We start from the raw sequence: 245 nt of genomic DNA, 5'->3' as shown, positions 1-245 counted from the left end.
CTGCAAGCGCACAACTACGGCCTGTTCGTGCTGCAGACCACGGTGTGCTTCGTGCTGCTCGCGGAAAGCCTGGCCAGGGACTGGCACCTGCCACAAGTACGCCTGTTCAACGTCACCCTGGGCATTCTGCTGACATTGTTCATAGCCTTGCTAATGCATGCTCTGCGGCAATGGCTGGACAATCGCGCGGCGATAAAACAGCAACCACTCGGCAATAATGACAAAGTGCCTTCACAAGACTCGAC

General features: G+C 56.3%; 1 protein-coding gene. It reads left to right on the top strand.

The features are described from left to right. Nucleotides 1–245 (top strand): FUSC family protein (locus tag AC0IYH_RS33395; RefSeq protein WP_471838714.1); only part of this gene is annotated, 245 nt, incomplete at both ends.

This window comes from Pseudomonas sp. AC463, from assembly GCF_979253585.1.
Note: the sequence above shows the minus strand (reverse complement) of the source record. Positions and strands in the feature narration are given on the sequence as shown.